Below are 20,239 nucleotides of genomic sequence, written 5' to 3' on the forward strand. Positions count from 1 at the left end.
TTGTGTATACTATGCGATTTATCATACTCTTCGTATGTAGTAAACGGATAAATGAGTAAAATATGTTGAAAAACATAAAAAAAATGTTGACAGATGGGAATTCCCGTGTTACAGTTAGTTAATGTTAAGTAAAATATATACGGTATTTTTAGTAAAATAAATTGTATATTAAGTGAAAATGCATATGAAGAGATTTTATAAAGAAAGAGTTGCAGTAGCAAACTTTATGAAACGCTTGTACGACCGGCAATTGACGACCGCAAGCGGCGGAAATATAAGCCTGCGTGTCAGCGATGACGAATTTTGCATAACGCCGTCTTCCATCGATAAAGGGAGTTTGACCGCCGAATCGATTGCGATTGTAAAATTCGACGGTACAAACCTCACTCCTAATTTAAAATTAAGTATTGAAACCGAAATGCATCGGCAAATTTTACTCAAACGGCCTGATTTACGTGCCGTCGTTCACGCGCATCCCGTTTTTGCGAGCGCTTTTGCTACGGCTCAGCCGTGCGCACTTGATTCCCGCCTCATTGCGGAAACGTATTTTATTTTAGGTGAAATAGTGAATGTTCCGTATTTTATCATGGGGTCAAAAGAATTGGCGGATGCGGTATCGGAAGCGGTTGTACATAACACTGCCGTCCTTTTGGAAAATCACGGAGCATTATGTGCCGCCAAAGATTTGTTGCACGCGTTTGACGGTATAGACTTGATGGAACGCTTGGCTCAAATGACAATATTGAGGCGTTTTATTGATAACAGTCACATAATGACGGAAGCTCAGTGCAAAGAGATAACGGACGTTTTTAAATTACGCTGAAAGGAGTTTCGCATGTTAGTGGGAATAAAACCTTGCATCGGACCGGAGCTGTTGAAGACTTTGGCACAGATGGGGCACGGAGACGAATTGGTTTTGGCGGATGCATACTATCCCGGACATACGATGGGAAAAAGATGTATAAGAGCCGACGGCATAACGATTCCGGAGTTGTTGGAAGGAATATTACCCCTGATCACGCTTGATACTTTTGTAAAAGATTCTGTCGTGATGATGGCCCCTGTCGAAGGAGATACCGCCGATCCTGAAATCGAAAAAAACTTTATGGCGATAATCAAAAGTCTTCGTGTAGAAGCGCCCGACCTTACCAAAATTTCCCGCGAAGCATTTTACGAACGTTCGAAAAATGCTTACGCGGTGGTCATGTCGAGTTCATGTGTTAAATACGGCTGCATCATACTGAAAAAAGGAGTACTGCCCGCTACGAAATAACAATCGTATTCGATTATTCATCAAGCAAATAGGAGGTTTGTGATGAAAAAGTTTATAACGGTTTGTATGTCGCTTGTTTTGCTCCATGCGATGATTTTTGCCATGGGACAAGGGGAAAGTGCTTCAGCAGCCGGGGAAAAAGCATCTCCCGTCGCCGGAAAAAAGGTTGCCTATATTTTGAACCTTGCATCCAGCGATATTTTTCAGCTCTGTGCCAATCAATGTGTCAAAACGGCGAAAGCGCTCGGAATGACCTGCGACGTGTATTTTTCAAACGGCAATGATTCGACATGGCAGGATTATATAAACGTGTGTGCGGCAAAGGGCTATGACGGATTATTCGTGTCGCATGGCGGACAAAATTATTCGTATACGTTTTTAACGAAAGTGTTAAAACAGTATCCGAAATTGAAAATCGTAACATTTGATACGCAATTCCGCGATACGAGCGGAAACGTAAAGACGATACCGGGTGTGACGCAGTTTTTCCAAGACGATGCGGGATTTGCGACGGCATTGCTCGATTTTATATGCGACGATCTGTATCCGGACAAGGTCGCAAAAAAAGAACCCGTGAAAGTGTTAAAAGTGTGGGTCGGTCCTAATTATATAAGTCCGTTTGACAGGCGCGAAGTCGGCTATGCCGCATTCGAAAAAACCGGAAAGATTAAAACGATAGAAACTATCGGCCCGACCGATTTAAATAATGCCGAATCGTCGATGACCAGCGTAACCGCTTCGACGTTGGCAAAATATAAAGCGGGTGATATCGATGCAGTTTGGGTCACCTACGATGCATACGGACGGGGCGTATACAAAGCGATCATGGAATCGGGAATGAATATACCGATGGTGTCCGTCGATATTTCCAATACGGATATTCAATATATGCAGGCAAAAAAATCCGTCTGGAAAGCCTGCGCATGTACCGACTTCAAAGCGAACGGAGAACAGGGAATTCGATTGTTGGCGCTTGAAATGAATGACGACTACGACAAAATCGTAGATCCGGTAACGGGAAAACAGACCGCATGGTGGGAAATGCCCTGTTCCGTTATCAAGCAATCGGATTTGAAGCCGAATACTACATTGGAAAATCTATATGATGTGGCGCCCAAGTCATACGGTGCCGTCAAAAATCTGTCGACCAGCGATTGGCTCGTAAAAGCCATCGGCTATTGAATCGGTCGTCTGCCGATTTATCGGATAATTGGCAAGAAGAATCGTACGCTGTCCTTCGGATTCGTAAAACGGAAAGTACAACTCCGGCACAAAGGGCAGCGCCGATCACGGACACGCTAGAGGAATCTCTCATGAACGATACGGTTTTGGAAGCGAAAGATATATCTTTAGTATTTCCCGATGTAACGGCGCTCTCTCACGTGAATTTTTCAATTTTGACGGGAGAAATACACGCGCTCGTCGGCGCAAACGGTGCCGGAAAATCATCGCTTATGAAAGTGCTTGCCGGTGCAAAACCTACGTACACGGGAGATATTTTTCTCAACAATAAAAAAATAGAAATACGTTCTCCCGCCGCTGCGAAGAAATTCGGCATACAAATAGTGTATCAGGAAGTCGATACTGCTTTGATAAATTCTTTATCCGTCGCGGAAAATATCATGTTAAACGACATGGTTATGAATATGAATCATAAGCAGTTCATTAATTGGAGTGCGATTAATAAATCCGCTAAAGATATGCTGAATCGTTTGAAAATAGATCTTGACGTAAAAAGGCAAGTACAAACGCTCAGTTTGGCGCAAAAGCAAATGGTTTTAATAGCACGCGCGATTAAAAGTTCGTGTAAATTTTTGCTGCTGGACGAACCTACCGCTCCTTTGAGCACGGCGGAAACGGAAGACCTATTTGCGACAGTACGCAATCTTGTCCGGCAGGAAAATATTGCAGTCGTTTTTATCAGTCATAGGATAAACGAAATCCTTCAAATATGCACAAAATACACGGTGATGCGGAACGGCGAAATAGTTGCAGACCGGCCGGTAACGAGTCAAACATCGACAAAGAGTGTTATTGAAGAAATGCTCGGTCGTCCGTTTGAAGAAGAGTATCGGGTACCAAAAAGAAATACAGGCGATAAAGCTTTTATCGTAAACGACCTTACCGAAAAAGAAAATAAAATCAAAAATGTGTCGTTATATATACGCAAAGGTGAAATTATCGGCATTGCGGGGCTTGTCGGAGCGGGAAAGTCGGAATTGTGCAAAACGATATTCGGCGCGTTGAAAAAGAAATCGGGAACGATTATGTATAACGGCAAGTATTTAAAGATACGCAATCCCTCCGACGCCGTTAAGTACAATATCGCACTTGTTCCCGAAGAGCGACGAAAAGAAGGGGTGTTGATAAACGAATCCGTGCATTTCAATTTATCGGCCGCAAATTTGGAAACATTTTGCAGGTTTTCTTTTATACTTAAAAAACTTATAACGTTGAATGCAAAAAAATTTATAGATTTGCTTTCCATAAAAACGTCGTCGTCCTATCAAAAAGTGCTGTTTTTGTCCGGAGGAAATCAGCAAAAAGTCGTCGTCGGCAAATGGCTTTCATCCGACGCCGGCGTCTATATTTTCGATGAACCGACAAAAGGCATAGATGTCGGCGCGAAACAGGAAATCTTCAAACTTATAAATACCATCGCGGAGCAAAACAACTGCGTTATCTATGCGACCTGTGAAAATTCCGAACTTTTGGCGATCACGGACAGAATATACGTTATGTGCGGGGGAGAGATCGCCGCCGAATTAAATACTGCAGAAACTTCGGATAAGGAAATTATGTATTACGCTGTCGGTTCACAAGATACATACGGACAAAAGTAAAGGGGATATTCTATGAAAAGCGTTACGATCGATAATAAAAAGCTGGTAAATTTTTTATTGGATTGGGCTGCCATAATCGCCTTGTTTTTGTGTGTCATCCTGTTTACGGCAAAATTGGGGCGGGCTTTTTTCTCTTCTGCAAACCTTATTAATATTTTGCGTTCGATGGCCATTACCACTATCTTTGCCATAGCTGCGACTATGACGATGGCTTGCGACGGGTTCGATATGAGTGCCTGTACTTTAGCGAGCTTCAGCGGTTACATCTTTGTTTCGATGTATTTGTGGTACGGTATTTCCTTAGGTATGTCCGTAATTATCTGCATCCTTTTTACGGCGGTTTTTTATTTGCTTACTATGTTCCTCATTCTCGTTTGCAAAATCCCCGATATGCTCGCTACGTGCGCTTTGATGTTTATTCATCAGGGACTCGGATTGTGGTATACGGGAGGAGGAGCCGTTTCCGCCGGAATGAGCCTTCCTAACGGGAATGCGCCTGTACGAAGAACGCTTTCAGAAGCGTTTATGAATATCGGACAGGCTCCTTCAATTATTATCATAATGCTTGCGTGCGTGCTCGTCGCATATATATTTTTGAATTACACAAAACACGGGCGTTACCTTTATGCGATGGGAGGAAATAAAACCGCAGCAAAACTGTCCGGCATAGATATCAATAAATACAGATTTATCGCCGGTATGTCGACTGCAGTATTTATCGCGATAGGCGCTATCGTAGTATGTTCCCGCGATTCGGCAGCGCAGATAACGGGCAGCGATAATTATCTGATGCCGTCGCTTGCCGCGGTTTTTGTCGGGCGCTCCGTAGGGGGAGCCGAAAAACCCAATGCGATAGGTACCTTGATCGGAGCGGGGCTTGTTTCACTGCTTGAAAACGGGCTTATGATGTGTTCGGTTCCCTATTATTCATTGCCGGCGGTAAAAGGCGCCGTTCTTACCTTGGCTTTGATCGCCGCGTATGCCAATAAAAAAGAAAATTAAATTCGGGAGGTATATATGTCACGCTACGATACGTATTTTTTATTGAAAACAGAGGATGTCGAAGGCTATATCAGAGAAAAAATTCCGGATTATTTTTCCCCCGATGAAAAATTGGAATGCAAGGAAATCGGAGACGGCAATTTGAATTACGTATTCAGATTGATCAATCCCGTAACCGGAAAGTCCATAATAATTAAACAGGCGGGACTTGAGCTCCGTATTTCAAAAGACATAAAAATATCTACGGACAGAGGACGTATCGAATTCGATATTTTAAAACTGCAGGGAGAAGCCGCACCCGGCATGGTGCCGAAAGTATATCTGTATGACGGGGTTATGTGTGCGTTTGTTATGGAAGATATGATCAATCATACTATGATGCGCACGGCTTTGATGCGGCATACCGTATATCCGAAATTTGCCGATCAGATTTCTTCGTTTCTTGTCGATACGCTTTTATCGTCGACCGATTTGGTTATGAATCATAAGCGAAAAAAGGAGATGGTAAAAAAATTTATCAATCCTGATCTCTGCGAAATCACCGAAGACCTCGTATACAGTGAACCGTATGTGGATTATAATCACAGGAACAATTTCTTTAAACCGAACGAAGCGTTTATAAAAAAAGAAATCTATGACGATACGGCTTTGCGTCTTGAAGCCGCAAAATTAAAATTTCGATTTATGAACGACGCGCAAGCGTTGATTCACGGCGATCTGCATACCGGATCCATATTTATAAATCAAGAACATTTGTTTGTCTTCGATCCCGAATTCGCATTTTACGGACCGATCGGATACGACGTCGGCAATGTACTGGCGAATATGTTCTTTGCGTGGTGCAACGGAGATGCGATGATCGCCGACAAATCGGAAAAGGACGAATTTTGCGGATGGACGATCGAGAGCATACGAGACATCGCGGATATGTTTACCGCAAAATTCAAAAAGGCCTATGCTGAAAAAGTTACGGATAATATGGCGAAAACGCAGGGCTTTCTCGACTACTATCTTAATTCGGTGTTGGAAGATACGGCGGGCTGTACGGGACTTGAATTGATCCGGCGTACCGTCGGGATGGCGAATGTAAAAGATATCACTTCGATTTCGAAAGAAAATAAGCGCGTACGTGCGGAGAGAATTATTATCGTTTTGGCAAAAGATTGTATAAAAAATAGGGCCCAATTCAAGTGCGGTAGTGATTATGTAACGGCGATAAAAGCTGCAATAAGAAAGATCGATCGGGAGGTTCAATAAAATGAGTAACATAAAATCGATTATGGATTATGATACGGTTCGTCTCGATGAAGAAAAAAATGAATTGGTTATAATCGATCAGACGAAACTGCCCTGCGAAATCGAAATTCTGCATTTAAAGACAGCGAAGGAAATATGGGATGCGATATATCTGCTGCAGGTTCGCGGTGCTCCTGCTATAGGCGTTGCCGCCGCATACGGACTCTATATTCTTGCGAAAAATATCGGTGCTTCAAACTACGACGATTTTTATAAAGAATTTTCACGAATAAAAGATTATTTGAATTCTTCGCGTCCGACGGCGGTAAATCTTTCGTGGGCTTTAGAGCGCATGAATGCGGTTTGTGTTGAGCATAAAAGCGAGCCGATAAAAAAAATATTGGAAGCTCTTTTGCAGGAAGCGAAGCGCATTCAAGAGGAAGATATTGCAACCTGCCGTAAAATAGGAGAATACGCGCTGACGCTTGTAAAACCCGGAGACGGTTTGCTGACCCATTGCAACGCAGGTCAGCTGGCTACTTCGAAATTCGGAACCGCTACGGCTCCGATGTATCTCGGTAAAGAAAAAGGATACAATTTTCACATTTTTGCAGACGAAACGAGGCCGCTCTTACAGGGGGCTCGTCTTACGGCATTCGAACTGTATTCGTCGGGACTCGATGTAACGCTCATTTGCGATAATATGTCCGCATCGGTGATGAAAAACGGTTGGGTAAACGCCGTTTTTACCGGCTGCGACAGGGTTGCCGCAAACGGAGATGCGGCGAATAAAATCGGAACTTCGGTAGTCGCCATCTGTGCAAATTATTATCACATACCTTTTTATATCTGTGCTCCGACTTCCAGTATCGATATGTCTATTGCTGCGGGGAGCGACATTAAAATCGAACAAAGACCGGCGGAAGAAGTGACGGAAATGTGGTACAAAAAAAGGATGGCACCGGAAGGGATAAAAGTATTTAATCCCGCTTTTGACGTTACCGACAATAAGCTGATAGCGGGGATTATTACCGAATACGGAATTGCGCGCCCGCCGTATTCGAAATCGTTAAAAGATATATTTGCCGAAAAAGCACGTAACGCAGCTGTACGATAAAGCGGCTGAAGACGTATCTTGCGGGCGGAAATGCAAACGTTTGTGCCGGAGAAGTGGTTTCGCGGTGTAATCGGCTGCATGGTTTTTCATTTACAAGCCGGCAGTTCCCCGTTATAATCGCGCTATGGATCACATCGATGTCGACGACATACAGCAGATCGCCGCCTCTGCAGGCGCGGTCGTGCTTGAAAACGGAGGGGAAACTTACCGCGCGGAAACGACGGTCGTGCGGACGGCCGCCTCCCTCGGCGCGGTCGAGCCCTCTTCGTTTATAACGACGACGGTCGTCATGGTTTCATTTCTCGATGAAAAACGGAATCACTATTCGTATTTCAAACGCATATACAAGCGCGATATCAATCTCAATAAATTGGCGATGATCAACAATCTGTCACGCTCGCTTGAGCGGCACAAGCGTGTTCCGGACGTTGCGCTCATCGAGCGGCGCATTATGCATATCGCAACGGCGAAAGAATATTCAGTCGCCTTTATCGTCGCTTTCGCCGCGTTGAGTTCTTTTTTCTTTACGCTGCTTTTCGGCGGTACCGTGCTCGACGCTCTTTGTGCGCTCTTTATCGGCGGCATCCTCCGCGCTGCGATCCGTCTTCTCGGAAAAAGCACGGTCAATAATTTTTTCGTTTCACTGTGTGCGGGTTCGGCCGCTTCGGTTATGACGGATATCCTCGGTCTTACGCCGCTTCCCCTTCATTCGTCGGTCGTCATCATAGGCGTGCTCATGCAGGTCGTTCCCGGTCTTGCCCTCGTCAATTCGATACGCGACAGCATTGCAGGCGATTTTGTCGCAGGCACGTCGCGCCTCGTCGATGCGCTTTTGACGGCGCTCGCGCTTTCCGTCGGCAGCACTGCGGGTTTGCTTGTGACGCACGCCATCGAAAGGGGATTGCAATGACGACAAAAATCGCGCTTGAAATTTTGTGGGCATTCGGAGCGTCCGCTTGCTGCGCATTTTACTTCAACGCTGAAAAACGTGATGCGCTCATCGCTTCGGTGCTCGCAGGAGTCGGCTGGTTTTTGTTTTGCGTGTTTAAGCTGTACGGCGGACACGAATCGTTCGGCTGTTTTTGCGCTTCATTCGCGGTTGCCTCGGGAGCGGAAGTGTTTGCCGTGATCCTAAAGCGACCTGCGACCGTCTATCTCGTGCCGGGCATCATTCCACTCGTTCCCGGGGGAGGCGTGTTTTTAATGATGCGGAGCGCGGTGCAGGGGGATTTTTCGACATCTCTTTCATACGGGTACGGCGCACTCGGAGCAGCCGTCGCGATCGCGCTCGGCATTGCGATCGCATCGTCGATTGCCGGAACCGTGAGGTCGGCTATCGCCAAACGCCGTAGTATAAAGCGATAGCGGTTGTCTCAAAGGGCGGTCGCAAAATCGTTTACTCTATCGATTTTATGCGTGCAAAGGCATCCTTTCGAACTGTGATACCTTTCGGCACTCGCTCTTATTCCATGAGATAATTGTAATCCGCATCGCCGTCCGCCGCATCGTCTTCCGTTTGCGTTCCGCCGCCTCCGTCGAAAATGTCCGACGGAATCGTCAGCGGAGAAGTGTCGTAGGCATCGTCATAACCGAATCCCGACTTATACATTTCCTTTTGCAGCCGATCGATAAATACGGCAGTCGCATTTTTATCCGAATGGATCGTACAGAATTCGGTCGGTTCGGTTCCCGAAAGAAACCATTGCGTCGTTATGTGGTTCCCGCATTCGGGCGTCGGCAAGAGTCCGCTTTCGGTACAGACGGTCGCGCGTATAACTCCGGAAGCGGGCGGGGCGAAATCTTTTGAGGGAAGCTCTTTGTGGATCGCACCCATAAAGTCGCCCATGGCGGGACCGGCAAGTGAGGCTCCCGTTATGTTGAGTCCGAGCGAATTGCCGCGCTTGTCGAATCCGAACCAAAATGCCGACGTATAATACGGACTGAACGCGATCGTCCACGCGTCCGCCCAGTTTTGCGTCGTTCCCGTTTTGCCCGCGAGCGGGATCGCATACGACTTTCCGCTTTCAGTTTTATATGAAAGCTTTGCTCCCTGCCCTGCGAGCGTACCGCTTTTTACGGTGTTCGTCAAAAGCTGCGTCATAACGTATGCGGTTTGAGGTGAGAGGATTTGCGCGGATGCACCTTTTTGCTGCTGTGCCAAAAGGATATCGCGTTCGGGGTTAAAGATGACGTTTCCGTTTCTGTCTTCGACCGTACGGATCGCAATCGGTATGACTTCTTTTCCGCCGTTTGCAAATATCGCAAATGCCCGCGCCATTTCAACCGGCCGCACGTCGCAGACGCCGAGACCGAAAGGATAGACGGGAATAAAGCTGCGTTCTCGGTATTCGCTTTGCGGGATGCCGAGCAGTTTTGCCGTCCTGTCGATCGCCGCGTCGAAGCCGACGGCATCGAGCACTTTTATGGAGGGTACGTTCATCGAATGGGCGAGCGCATACCACAACTGGACGTTGCCTCTGTATACGCCTTTGAAATTCTGCGGAATGTACGGCGTACCGTCGGACTTGTGAAAAACGGTCGGCGTATCGGAGATAACCGTCGCCGCCGTAAATTTTTTCGAATCGATCGCCGCCGAATAGTAAAGCGGTTTGAATGTGGAGCCGGGCTGAAAGCGCGACTGCACGGCGCGTATAAATTGATTGCTTTGGCCGTACTGGCTGCCGCCGACGAGAGCTGTGATATAGCCCGTATCGTTTTCGATCGCGATCATCGTTCCTTCGATCGTCGTCCGCTCGCTTTCCGCTTGCGAAATTTTCGTCGCGTTGTTGACGATCTGTATTTTCAAATCTTCAAGACCGAACATGAGAGAGCACGTATCGAGTACGGGATTGATCTGATCGACGAATGCGGCGTTTGCCGTTTTTTTCGCGCGTTCGGTTGAAAGCTTTATGCCCGGCAGACCGAAGGTGAGGGCGATGAGTTCGGAAAGCGGGACGTAGGGGCTGAACGTCGTTACGGCGCGGTTTCCCTGTTCCCGCCTCCACATTCGATTCGCCTGCGAAATGTATTTATCCATAACCGCCTGCGCAGCCGCCTGATGCGACAGGTCGAGCGTCGTATTGACGGTAAATCCGCTCGTGTAGATATCCTCCGAACCGTAGACCATATTGGCGAGTTCGCGCCGCACGTATTCGCTGAACCAAGGAGCTTTATCGTCTCGCGTAAAGTATGCCGATGCGCTCGTTCTCGTGTAATCGAAATTCGCCCAGTATTCGTCGAAAGATTCGTCGGCATCCGCCTTTGTGATGTATCCCCTGTTTACCATCGACGCGAGGACGTCGCGCTGCCTGTCCATCGCTCTGTTGGGATGATCGAAGGGATTATAGTACGCGGGATTCGACAACTGGATGACGAGGATCGCAGCTTCGGCCGGAGTGATTTTTGTCGCATCGTGTCCGAAATAATATTTTGAAGCGGCGTTGACACCGTAGGTGCCGCCTCCGAAGTAGATGCGGTTGAGATAGGTTTCGAGGATTTCGTTTTTCGAAAGCCGCCGCTCCATCTGCATCGCCCACCACAGTTCTTTGATCTTTCGCTTTACGCTTCTGTCGGAACGGTCGCAGTAGAGCGTTCCCGCGATCTGCTGCGTCAAAGTCGAACCGCCGCCGAGACCCAGATGCAGCGCCTGTCCGATCACCGCACGCACGATCGCTTTTGCGGAATAGCCGCGGTGTTTGTAAAAGACGCGGTCTTCGCGCGTAAGAAGCGTATTTACTACGAGGCGCGGCAAACGCTCGAAACTGATGATTTCGCGTTTTTCATCCGACGCGAGTTCGGTGATGAGTTCTCCGTTTATGTCGAGCAGTTTTGTCGGCAGCGCCGTTTCGAATTCGGTGATATATTCGGTATTTTTAATATTGATCGTTTCGGATAATGCCCAGCCGAGTGTGCCCCCGAACGCGAGTGCAAAAAATGCGAGCAGCGCAACCTCTATGATCGTCGATTTTTTAATCGAACCGGTAATCCTGTTTTCTATCATACGCGTCAATACGGGTATACTAGCCCGAATAGCGCATTTTGTAAATCACCCGATATAAAAAAGGAGCCGGTACGCAAAACGCATATCGGCTCCAATGCCCATCAGGCAACCGGAAGCATGGGTGGGAGGGGAAATGCTCCCGGTATATATTATATCGACTGAAATGCCGAAAAAAATTAGCGGATTTAAAAGAATCGGCGTGTTTTTTATTCGTGCGGAGGGTTTAATACCCCGACGCTTGCGTCGTAACAAAGGGTATTAAAGCGACTGCAACCACCTTATGAGAACAACATAGGGGCTGTCCAAAGACTTCAGTTTCTGAACAGCTTCCTTGATTTTATATGCGATGTTTAAAATTAAGTTCTTGCAATATAAAGACTTAATTTTAAACTCGACGGGCTGTCGAAAAAGTAACCAACTTTTGAGACAGCCCCGTGTTGATTCGTGCGGAGGGTTCGATACCCCGCCGTTTTGTGTACCTGCGAACTTCGAGCGTTCCGAAATTTTCCGATCGTTTCGCGTACCGATGTTCGATGTTATTGTTCGCTTATCGTTAAATCGACGGCAACCGAAGCCGTATACGATTTTCCTTTTTGCGCGTTGAGCACTCTCACGATTTCGTAGCCGCCCATGACAAAGCGCACCGTGTGTTCGCCTTCGGAAATTTCGAATTCTTTGCCGAATACGGTACATTTTTGCCCGTCGACATATACCGCCGCATTGTCGGGAGCCGTGACGGCGAGCGTCGGGACGAGGCTTTTAAGCACGATTGAAAGTTCCGTTGTCTTTGCCTGATCGATACGTACCGTGCGCATTTCGTCGCGGTAAAAATCGGATACGATGTTTACGTCGTGTGCGCCGGGAGTGAGCGTATAGCCTTTCGCATCGACATCCGTTTTAGTGCCGTCGATAAAAAGCGTATAGGGGGACGTATCTCCGTTCGGAGAGGCGACGGAAACTCGCAGCTTTCCTTTGTTTATTAAAATCGGTTTTACGGTAATCTTTAATTCCGCATTGATCGTTTCGTCGGGAATGCCTTTCATTGCCGGCTGCAGTCGTACGAATACGAAGCCCTGTTTCGTATCGGGAACGACGCCGAGCTTTGTATCGTATGCGCTTTCTTTGAAAGATACCGATGCCGAAAGGGGAATACGGATGATCCACGAAAGCCTGGTCGGAAGCGGTTTGACAAAAGAACGCGTACCGCTGTAATCGATTTGAGAAAGGGCGGGGAGGGGACTTATATTGTCATAGAGGGAGAGGGCGACAGAATCCTGCCATGCGGCGACCGCTTCGGGGATCGCTATCTTTATTTCGATGCCTTCAAGCCAGGTGCGTTCTTCGGGCAAAAAGATCGCGATACCGTCGTTGATGCCGGTTACGAACGTCTGTTCGTTTTGTACCGTACCGGTGAGTTTGAGCGGAAAAAGTTTTCGTACGCGGAACGTTTCGGAAAAAAGCGGAGATGCGGCACATAAAAGTGAAAAGATAATAATTTTACTGCGGATACCGTGTATCTTCATCGTCCCTGCCTGCCGCCGTAATCCGGCAAAAGACCGCGCGGGTCGGTCGAAACGCCGTTTACGCGTATTTCAAAATGGAGGTGCGCTCCCGTCGCAGCTCCCGTTTTACCTACGAGTCCGATTCGCTCTCTGCCTATGACGATATCGCCTTCACGCACGAATACGTCCGAAAGGTGTGCGTAAATGCTCGTCATGCCCTTGTCGTGTTTGAGTACGACATAATTCCCGTATATAGGGTCGTCCTTCGTACAGCGTATGACGCTTCCGCTTTTGCACGAATACACCGGCGATCCTTCGGGAGCCGCCAAATCGATACCGCGGTGAAAACGCATTTCGCCGGAGAGAGGACTCATCCTCATACCGTATGCGGACGAAAGCCACGATGCATCAAGCGGCATTTTGAAATCCGCATCGAGAAAATATGCGCGCTCGGTCGAGCCGAAACGCTCTCCGTGCAGAAAATAAAAACGCCTTCCGTTTATACTATACCACTCTTTCGTCAAATTTTCCATAACTTGAAAATATTTTTTTTCTATTAATATTTCGATGGACGATTCAGGCGTTTCCGGAACGAATAAGCCAGCGTCGGTCGGAAGGATTATCGTTTTGCCTTCGGCTATGTCGCCGATATTCGCGATGCCGTTTACCGTCGCTATCGTTTCGTAGGGGATCGAACAGGCTGCCGCGATGATAAAAAGCGTATCGTCGGCCGTCGGCGTGTAGGCGTAAAACTGTGCGTGCTTTATCTTTCCTGCGGCTGAACGCTTGTAGTTTTCTTCGACGTCGGCACCGTACTGCTTAAAAACATCGTCGCGTGAAGAAAGATGCGGGATGCGCGGGAGCTTTTCCGTGTACAGCGTGATGTCGTTTTGTGCCGAAGTCGTGCGTACCGACGATGAAGGGCTACAGGAAGGCGCGTGCGCAGATACGGCTCCGGCGAGCGAACCCGTATTTGCTTTTTGGATGGCGGCTGGATATGCATTTCTTTGATGAGCGGCGTTTCGAGATCCGAATGCGTTTTGCGGACGGATCGGTAAAAATACGGTAAAAGCTGCCGCGATAAAGAGGCGGCGTATCGTTTGCATATTACCCGTTTCGCAAGAGACGGGATGAGATAATGCAGAGCACGGGGATGAGGATGATGACGGGGATCGCGATAAAACGTGCGCCTGCAAATACGAGCGAGACTGCAACTGCAAGCCCTGCTGCGATTATGACGATATCGAGTGCGATGCAGAGCACTGTTTTCCGTGTCGATTTTTTTATCGCGCGCGCCGTTTTATATACGACGTATGCGGCGAAAAGACTGAGGACGACTGCCGTGTAGACGGAAGGAAAGGAAGTCGCAAAGTACCACAGCGGAAACGTAAGAGAGCCGCCGACAAGGACACACAGCGCAATGAGAGCCGCCGCTTTTGCCGCCGAAGAAAACGCAGTGATCACATAATAGAAAATACGCTTTGCCATAGACTCCCGTATAAAAAAAGGACACCGGCGGAGCGATTTTCACTTCGCCTCGTGTCCCTGTTTCGAAGCGATAAAATTACACTTCTGCAATCGCCGAAGTCGGGCATTCGCCTGCGCATGTTCCGCAGCTGATGCATTTTTCTTCATCGATGATGCGGGCGTTATCGGCTTCCGATATAGCGCCGACCGGACAGTCGGGTTCGCATGTTCCGCAGTTTACGCACTGCTCTTTGTTGATTCTGTACGCCATAGGTGTTCTCCTGTTATAGCTTGATTTTTTGCGCCGTGACACGGCACACCACATCTTAAATAATACACTATTGCCGAAAACCGCGCAAGACTGTTATACTGTATGTACAGAACAAAGGTACCGGAAAATATATTTTATAAAAAAATTGGCAGCAATAAAAAACGGCTGTACTTCCGGCAGCGGCCCTGCCGTTCACCGCGGCTGACCGTAATCGGAATCGGACAGCGCGAACTTTTTGAAAAAGTTCGCTTGCCATCGGTCAGAGCGGCTCGGCGTCAGTTCCGCTGCCTTGCGTTCCGCCTTTTTTGTTTGCCTGTGCGTTATTTTTTATATGACATTTCCGGTGCCCTTGCCCTGACTATATTTATCACCGAACAAAAGAGGATGATTATGAAAAAAGAAACTGTTGCGGCGATGATCGATCACACGCTTTTGGCGCCGGAAGCGGGGGCGGAAAAAATACGGAAACTTTGTGCGGATGCGAAAAAATATCGTTTTGCATCGGTATGCGTGAACCCCGTCTACGTACGGCTCGCGGCTTCGGAGCTTGCAGGTTCGACTGTCCGCGTGTGTACGGTCATTGGCTTTCCGCTCGGTGCGAATGCAAGCGCCGTCAAAGCGTTTGAAGCCGATCACGCGATCAAAGACGGAGCCGATGAAGTCGATATGGTGATCGATATCGGGGCGGCAAAGGACGGCCGTTTCGGAGACGTGGAAGCGGACATCAAAGCCGTCACCGATTCGGCGCGGGATGCCGCAAAAAAAGCGGGAAAGAGCGTCGTCGTAAAAGTGATCCTTGAAACCTGCTTTCTTTCCGATGAAGAGATCGCTTCGTGCTGCACCTGCGCGGCAAAGGCCGGAGCCGATTTTGTTAAAACATCGACGGGCTTCGCAAATCCGAAAGGAGCCGACGGAAAGCCGCTTCCGAACGGAGCGACGGTTCATCACGTCGAACTCATGCGAAAAACGGTCGGCAGCGCGCTCGGCGTAAAAGCTTCCGGCGGCATACGCTCCGCAGAAACCGCTTCGGCGATGCTTTCCGCCGGAGCGAACAGGCTCGGCACATCGAGCGGCGTCAAAATCGTCGAAGATTGGGATGAAAGCGCCGCCGTCAAAGGCTATTGAAAAAATTGCATAAGGGCGGCGCCGTCAACGTACAGGTCGCCAAGGCCGTGTTTGCGATACCTGTACCCCGCAACGCGGCGCTTGCGATGCGCTGAATATTTTGTTAATATTATCCGCTATGAATTCCGAATCGACCGATAAAAACGAAATACATACATCGCTTATCAGGCGGGCGGGCTATATCGCGCTTTTCGGAAACCTCGCGCTCGGCGGCGCGAAGATCGCTCTTGCGAAACTTTCCGGAAGCCTTGCCGTTTTGGGCGACGGCATCGATTCGCTCACCGATGTCGCGATCGCGCTTATGACGCTCATCGTGAGCACTGTCATTTCCCGGCCGAGCGACAGAGAACATCCGTGGGGGCACGGTAGGGCTGAGACAACGGCAACGATGGCCTTATCCTTCGTCATCTTTTTTGCCGGCACACAGCTCGCTCTTTCGTCTGTCGGTCAGCTTGTCAAACATTCGTATAAAACCGAAGTGAGCATTGCGGCCATCGCGGCTGCCGCGCTGTCGATCGGAGGAAAAGCGATTCTCGCCGTAACGCAGTACAGACTCGGCAAAAAAAGCGGCAGCGCCATGATCCAAGCGAATGCGCAGAATATGAAAAGCGACATCGTTATGTCGGGGGGCGTGCTTTTAGGTATCGGTGCTGCGCGTCTTTTCCGCTGCCCCGCCCTCGATCCCGTTACCGCTCTTCTCGTAAGCGTTTGGGTTATCAAAAACGCGATCGCGATCTTTTCCGATACGAATACCGAGTTGATGGACGGCAACACCGACAGGGGTATATACAAGCGCCTTTTCGATGCAGCATTTTCCGTAACGGGAGTGTCGCATCCCCATCGCGCTCGGATCAGAAAAATCGCATCATATTGGGATATCGATTTGGATATCGAAGTGGATGCCGATATGAGCGTATCGTCCGCGCACGAAATCGCGTGTGAAGTGGAAGCCGCCGTCAGAAAGGCTATCCCCGACGTATACGACATCATGGTTCATGTGGAACCGGCAGGATCGAACGATGAAAACGAGCAGTTCGGTCTCGATGAAAACGACGTAAGAGTCGACAGTCACCGCGAATGGTGACAGTTGAGTGCGCGCTGTATAGTCTCATGCGCGGGCAGACTCGAAAATTCCCCACGCGCTTATTTTTCGATTTTACCCTTCCAGCTCATAATGCCGCCGATATTGACGACGTTCGTATATCCCATCGACGAAAGTTTTCCGGCGGCAACACGGCTTCTCTGTCCGCTCCTGCAGTAAACGAGAATTTTTTGATTTTTATCTTTTAAAATGCGCGAGGCGCCCTCTTCGGTGATCGTTTCGTTTGTTAAAAGGACGGCGCCCGGAATGTGACCCGCTTTGTACTCATCGGGACGGCGCACGTCGACGAGAATAAAATCCTTTTCCGTTTCCATAAGCTTTGCAGCTTCGTCCATCGAAATCGATGTGAATTGCTCTGCCGCTTTTTTTTCATTTTCTTTTGCAAAGCATGAAAAAAACATTATCGCCCCCATAAAAATAATAATTCCTATCGTTCGTGTATTCATATTTTCAATCCTTATCAAAATAGTATATGATCCGTGTCAACAACACCGGAAACCGTATTTTCCAAAAACGGCATATAATATAAAAATCGGCTGCACTTCCGGCAGAAGCCCTCGCGTTCGACGCGGCGATCACAGCACCGTGCCGATCGCATCGAGAGACGGCAATATGCACATCGCGATTTTTTTCATTTCATCGTCGGGCGCAATTTTATCGGGCACCATGATGCACGAAAGCCCCGCTCCGTACGCGCTCCGCATACCGTTCGGCGAATCTTCGATCGCACAGCAGACATCGGGCGAAAGACCGAGCGATGCGCAGGCGCGCTCGTAGATTTCAGGATCCGGTTTTCCGCGAGCGACCGTATCGCCTGTCGTAAGCGTTTCGAAAAAATCGATAAAGCCTGCGTTTTTCATCTGACGGCGCACGGCATCTCCGTCGGTGGAAGAGGCAAGCGCGATGCGGTAGCCTTTTTTTGCCAAATATTCAAGGGCGGCCCGCGCACCCTTCATCGAAGGAAGCCCCTCTTCCGTTTCGATCTTATTGAACAACACGGCGATGCGATTCATAAATCTATCGGCCGCGGATACGCTTTGCAAATCGTGTTCGAGCGAGGCACGGGTGTCGGCATAATTGCATCCGCGATTTTTTTCGATAAGATACTCGATATCGGCAATTCCGCACTCTTTTGCCGCTCTCCGCCACACAAGGTCGCAGACGGTTTCGCTGTCGAGCAAAACCCCGTCCATATCGAAAATCACTGCGGCAAAAGTTTTCATCGACATCGGTGTTCCGGCGCTTAGGCTTTTGCCGTCCAAAGTCCGTGCTTATTGCAGTACTCGTATGCCGCAATCAATTTGTCGCCTGAGGCGAGCGCAAACAACGCTTCGGGCTTTTCTCCGGGTTTAAGCGTTTTACGCTGGACGCCCTGTTCGGTTTCTATCGCGATCCACTGAATATAGTGATCGACTTCCATCGGATGGACGACGGAACCGACGGCAACGTGAACTTCGCTGCCTTTTACCGTGATGACCGGCACGTGCTTTTCCTGCGCCGCATCGGTCGTATTCGCTTTCAGTTCCTGCATCTCTTTTCCGCAACAAGACGGAAGGCAGCCTCCCTTGTGAATCATGCTGACGATTGTGCCGCAATGTCTGCATATGTAAAATTGCATAGTGTCCTCCAAGACATAGTATCATATATAATATACCGAAAAAACAAAAAAAAGCAAATAATTTTATTTTTGTTTTTATTTCAGTTTTTTGCTCATTGACGGAAACGCGCGGTTCGGGTAAGTTTGCGCTATGTGTAAAAAATCGAATCGCGTGTGTCGCTTTTATGCCGACGTGTGCCGTTTCTATGTCTCGACATCGCGCTTCTTTGCAAGTGGTAAAAAAATTATCAAAACAAATATGCGCCGTGCTCGTACGCTATGTACGGTTCTTTTTATTGTCTTTTCCGCCCTTCCTCTTTCAGCTTCCCGCCGCGCCGTTTTTTTGTGGCAGGGCGTGCGGAGTATGAAAAACTGCGATTCGGTTATGTTTATGAGCAGGCCAGAAAACGCAAACGGGGCGGCTCTCATCATTTGCCCCGGCGGAAGCTACCATCACTTGGGTATGTATAACGAAGGGCACTGCACAGCAAAGCGATTCAACGCGCTCGGCGTTACGACTTTCGTACTGCGCTACCGCGTCGCCCAAGGAGGCTCTCATCACCCCGCCCAGCTCGAAGACATACAGCGGGCGATCCAGCTCGTGCGCGAAAACGCACGCGACTACGGCATCGATCCCGGCAGAGTCGGCGCGATCGGTTTTTCTGCAGGCGGACACTTAGTGACGATGGCGGGCGCCTTTGCCGAAAGCGGCAACGAACTTGCAAAGCTCGGCATCGATGTAAGAGTAAGTCTGCGCCCCGACTTCGTTATGGCGATCTATCCCGTCGTTTCGATGCGCGACGATATCGCAAACAAGTGGTCGCGGAAAAGCCTGCTCGGAAAAAACATGAGCGAAGAACGAAAAGAACGCTTTTCCATGGAAAAGCAAATTCCTTCGACAATGCCGCCGACATACATCCTCGCCTGCCGCGACGATCCCGTCGTCAAATTCGAAAACAGCCGTCTCCTGTACGCCGCTCTCAAAGCGAAAAACATACCGTGCCGCTTTGCGCAATACGAAACGGGCGGACACGGCTTCGGTATGCTCGACGGCGCTTTTATGAAGAAGACGCACTGGAACGAAGACATAGAGGCGTGGTTAAAAGATCGAATGGCAAGTTTTGAAAGTATCAGCCAATAAAGCTATACTTCCAGCGGGAACGGCTACCGTACAATTATTCGTAACCGTGTCCAAACGCGGCTCTCACAGCGGGGCGCCCGCTGCTACGCCGCATCGTATATGCTTACTGCAGTTTCCTCACGCCGCCGAAACCTCGCCTTTGCACATTTTTATTTATTTTCGAAACCTGCCATTCGCTTGATACGCGAAACGGATAGAAGAAAACGGCATGCTGCCGCACTAGCATATATGCCGAATGAAAGCCTTTCTTGTAGCGCAAGAACGCGATGCGCACACTGTAAACTTGAGGCGTTTATCGGATTTGAAAATCGCGTCAGGTATTCATTTGTATTATACTTTTGATTATAAAATAACCTATAATTATACAAAGAACGATTTTTCCAAACAAAATTATTAAATATTCACACGGCTCATCTTTGTAATATATCGTTTCGAGATATCTGAAATCGATCTTTTTATTTATTATATTATCAGTACTATTAGTTATAAAAACTAATAGTAAACATGAAAGAGCTATTTCATATTTATTCAAAAATAAACTTACGAAAACTATTATTAAAAGT

Annotated in this window: 20 protein-coding genes; 12 read left to right on the forward strand and 8 right to left on the reverse strand. The window is 48.3% G+C overall.

Annotation, left to right across the window (positions count from 1 at the left end; genetic code table 11):
* Positions 1-226 precede the first annotated feature (226 nt).
* From JSQ97_RS11115 to JSQ97_RS11155, 9 genes are all read left to right on the forward strand, one after another.
* Positions 227-823 carry a class II aldolase/adducin family protein gene (locus JSQ97_RS11115; protein WP_239447105.1) on the forward strand — a complete coding sequence of 199 codons (597 nt, stop codon included), beginning with the start codon at positions 227-229 and terminating at the stop codon, positions 821-823.
* A gap of 12 nt (positions 824-835) precedes the next feature.
* Positions 836-1,273 (forward strand): L-fucose mutarotase, encoded by a 438-nt coding sequence (gene fucU, locus JSQ97_RS11120; RefSeq protein WP_205076124.1) that lies wholly within the window; start codon positions 836-838, stop codon positions 1,271-1,273.
* Between the two features lie 42 nt (positions 1,274-1,315).
* Positions 1,316-2,455: a substrate-binding domain-containing protein gene (locus JSQ97_RS11125; RefSeq protein ID WP_205076125.1), complete on the forward strand. Its 1,140-nt coding sequence runs from the start codon at positions 1,316-1,318 to the stop codon at positions 2,453-2,455.
* Between the two features lie 131 nt (positions 2,456-2,586).
* Entirely contained in the window at positions 2,587-4,116 is a 1,530-nt protein-coding gene (locus JSQ97_RS11130) for a sugar ABC transporter ATP-binding protein (RefSeq protein ID WP_205076126.1), read from the forward strand.
* A 12-nt stretch (positions 4,117-4,128) separates the two neighbouring features.
* Entirely contained in the window at positions 4,129-5,118 is a 990-nt protein-coding gene (locus JSQ97_RS11135; RefSeq protein ID WP_205076127.1) for an ABC transporter permease, read from the forward strand.
* Positions 5,119-5,133: 15 nt separating this feature from the next.
* Positions 5,134-6,375 carry an S-methyl-5-thioribose kinase gene (mtnK, locus tag JSQ97_RS11140; protein ID WP_205076128.1) on the forward strand — a complete coding sequence of 414 codons (1,242 nt, stop codon included), beginning with the start codon at positions 5,134-5,136 and terminating at the stop codon, positions 6,373-6,375.
* Position 6,376: 1 nt separating this feature from the next.
* A complete protein-coding gene (gene mtnA / locus JSQ97_RS11145) occupies positions 6,377-7,471 on the forward strand; it encodes an S-methyl-5-thioribose-1-phosphate isomerase (protein ID WP_239447106.1) in 1,095 nt (364 codons plus the stop codon).
* A gap of 124 nt (positions 7,472-7,595) precedes the next feature.
* A complete protein-coding gene (locus JSQ97_RS11150) occupies positions 7,596-8,381 on the forward strand; it encodes a threonine/serine exporter family protein (RefSeq protein ID WP_205076129.1) in 786 nt (261 codons plus the stop codon).
* A complete protein-coding gene (locus JSQ97_RS11155) occupies positions 8,378-8,836 on the forward strand; it encodes a threonine/serine exporter family protein (protein WP_205076130.1) in 459 nt (152 codons plus the stop codon). The genes JSQ97_RS11150 and JSQ97_RS11155 overlap by 4 nt, the downstream gene beginning before the upstream one ends.
* Before the next feature lie 97 nt (positions 8,837-8,933).
* Here the strand turns inward: JSQ97_RS11155 and JSQ97_RS11160 are convergent, their stop codons facing one another.
* The 5 genes from JSQ97_RS11160 to JSQ97_RS11180 form a co-directional block, all read right to left on the reverse strand.
* Positions 8,934-11,471 (reverse strand): penicillin-binding protein 1A, encoded by a 2,538-nt coding sequence (locus tag JSQ97_RS11160; RefSeq protein WP_205076131.1) that lies wholly within the window; start codon positions 11,469-11,471, stop codon positions 8,934-8,936.
* Positions 11,472-12,007: 536 nt separating this feature from the next.
* Positions 12,008-12,994 carry a hypothetical protein gene (locus JSQ97_RS11165; RefSeq protein ID WP_205076132.1) on the reverse strand — a complete coding sequence of 329 codons (987 nt, stop codon included), beginning with the start codon at positions 12,992-12,994 and terminating at the stop codon, positions 12,008-12,010.
* The gene (locus JSQ97_RS11170) at positions 12,991-14,079 is read right to left on the reverse strand and encodes a LysM peptidoglycan-binding domain-containing M23 family metallopeptidase (RefSeq protein ID WP_205076133.1); all 1,089 of its coding nucleotides are present in this window, start codon (positions 14,077-14,079) and stop codon (positions 12,991-12,993) included. Before JSQ97_RS11170 ends, JSQ97_RS11165 begins: the two co-directional genes overlap by 4 nt.
* A 1-nt stretch (position 14,080) precedes the next feature.
* Positions 14,081-14,461 (reverse strand): hypothetical protein, encoded by a 381-nt coding sequence (locus JSQ97_RS11175; protein WP_205076134.1) that lies wholly within the window; start codon positions 14,459-14,461, stop codon positions 14,081-14,083.
* A 76-nt stretch (positions 14,462-14,537) separates the two neighbouring features.
* Positions 14,538-14,711 carry a ferredoxin family protein gene (locus tag JSQ97_RS11180; RefSeq protein WP_187384925.1) on the reverse strand — a complete coding sequence of 58 codons (174 nt, stop codon included), beginning with the start codon at positions 14,709-14,711 and terminating at the stop codon, positions 14,538-14,540.
* Between the two features lie 390 nt (positions 14,712-15,101).
* Between JSQ97_RS11180 and deoC the strand changes: the two genes are divergently transcribed.
* Together deoC and JSQ97_RS11190 are read left to right on the forward strand one after the other, a co-directional pair.
* Positions 15,102-15,836 (forward strand): deoxyribose-phosphate aldolase, encoded by a 735-nt coding sequence (deoC, locus tag JSQ97_RS11185; RefSeq protein WP_205076135.1) that lies wholly within the window; start codon positions 15,102-15,104, stop codon positions 15,834-15,836.
* A 118-nt stretch (positions 15,837-15,954) separates the two neighbouring features.
* Positions 15,955-16,920, forward strand: coding sequence for a cation diffusion facilitator family transporter (locus tag JSQ97_RS11190; protein WP_205076136.1), 966 nt, complete (start codon positions 15,955-15,957; stop codon positions 16,918-16,920).
* A gap of 59 nt (positions 16,921-16,979) precedes the next feature.
* On the opposite strand, the gene JSQ97_RS11195 is transcribed toward JSQ97_RS11190, so the two are convergent.
* From JSQ97_RS11195 to JSQ97_RS11205, 3 genes are all read right to left on the reverse strand, one after another.
* Complete coding sequence (locus tag JSQ97_RS11195; protein ID WP_205076137.1) at positions 16,980-17,384, reverse strand: rhodanese-like domain-containing protein; 405 nt, start codon at positions 17,382-17,384, stop codon at positions 16,980-16,982.
* A gap of 129 nt (positions 17,385-17,513) precedes the next feature.
* Complete coding sequence (locus JSQ97_RS11200; RefSeq protein ID WP_239447107.1) at positions 17,514-18,167, reverse strand: HAD family hydrolase; 654 nt, start codon at positions 18,165-18,167, stop codon at positions 17,514-17,516.
* A gap of 14 nt (positions 18,168-18,181) precedes the next feature.
* Positions 18,182-18,556, reverse strand: coding sequence for a desulfoferrodoxin family protein (locus JSQ97_RS11205; RefSeq protein WP_205076138.1), 375 nt, complete (start codon positions 18,554-18,556; stop codon positions 18,182-18,184).
* 343 nt (positions 18,557-18,899) lie between these two features.
* Here JSQ97_RS11205 and JSQ97_RS11210 point away from each other — a divergent pair, with 343 nt between their 5' ends.
* Positions 18,900-19,676, forward strand: coding sequence for an alpha/beta hydrolase (locus tag JSQ97_RS11210; RefSeq protein ID WP_205076139.1), 777 nt, complete (start codon positions 18,900-18,902; stop codon positions 19,674-19,676).
* Positions 19,677-20,239 lie beyond the last annotated feature (563 nt).

The sequence above is a fragment of the Treponema sp. Marseille-Q4523 genome (genome assembly GCF_016901105.1).
GTDB lineage: Bacteria > Spirochaetota > Spirochaetia > Treponematales > Treponemataceae > Treponema_D.